We start from the raw sequence: 663 nt of genomic DNA on the forward strand, positions 1-663 counted from the left end.
GGTTAGAGCGCCGCCCTGTCACGGCGGAGGTCGTGAGTTCGAGTCTCATCTGGGTCGTTGCATACCGAAAGGTGTGTACATTAATTGAATATGTGGGATCTTAGCTCAGCTGGGAGAGCATCTGCCTTACAAGCAGAGGGTCATAGGTTCGAGCCCTATAGGTCCCATATAATCCGGGTGGATTCCCGAGTGGCCAAAGGGGGCAGACTGTAAATCTGTTGGCACCGCCTTCGAAGGTTCGAATCCTTCTCCACCCACTAAGCCTAATTGGCTAAGCCGATGTGGCTCAATTGGCAGAGCAGCTGATTTGTAATCAGCAGGTTATCGGTTCGAGTCCGATCATCGGCTTCAAATTTCATAATTATCGCGGGGTGGAGCAGTCTGGAAGCTCGTCGGGCTCATAACCCGAAGGTCACAGGTTCAAATCCTGTTCCCGCTATTATGCCCAGATAGCTCAGTTGGTAGAGCAGAGGACTGAAAATCCTCGTGTCGCTGGTTCGATTCCGGCTCTGGGCATTTACCTTGTAAAACATGGTGTATGCTGGTTGAAAAAGCCTGGGCATTTACCTTGTAAGATTAAATATAATATAAGGTAATCAAACTGAATATGGGATATTAGCTCAGTTGGTAGAGCACTTGACTTTTAATCAAGTTGTCCGGGGT

Annotated in this window: 5 tRNA genes; all 5 read left to right on the forward strand. The window is 48.6% G+C overall.

Features of this window, described 5'->3' with window-relative positions:
• Positions 1 to 94: 94 nt before the first annotated feature.
• The 5 genes from DWW86_RS16895 to DWW86_RS16915 all read left to right on the forward strand — a co-directional run bounded on the left by DWW86_RS16895 (position 95) and on the right by DWW86_RS16915 (position 516).
• Positions 95 to 167 (forward strand) — tRNA-Val (locus DWW86_RS16895).
• 8 nt (positions 168 to 175) lie between these two features.
• Positions 176 to 257 (forward strand) — tRNA-Tyr (locus DWW86_RS16900).
• A gap of 18 nt (positions 258 to 275) precedes the next feature.
• A tRNA-Thr gene (locus DWW86_RS16905) sits at positions 276 to 348 on the forward strand.
• A 17-nt stretch (positions 349 to 365) separates the two neighbouring features.
• Positions 366 to 439 (forward strand) — tRNA-Met (locus tag DWW86_RS16910).
• Between the two features lie 4 nt (positions 440 to 443).
• A tRNA-Phe gene (locus tag DWW86_RS16915) sits at positions 444 to 516 on the forward strand.
• Positions 517 to 663: the final 147 nt, after the last annotated feature.

Source organism: Ruminococcus sp. AF17-22AC, assembly GCF_003460065.1.
Lineage (GTDB): Bacteria > Bacillota > Clostridia > Lachnospirales > Lachnospiraceae > Blautia_A.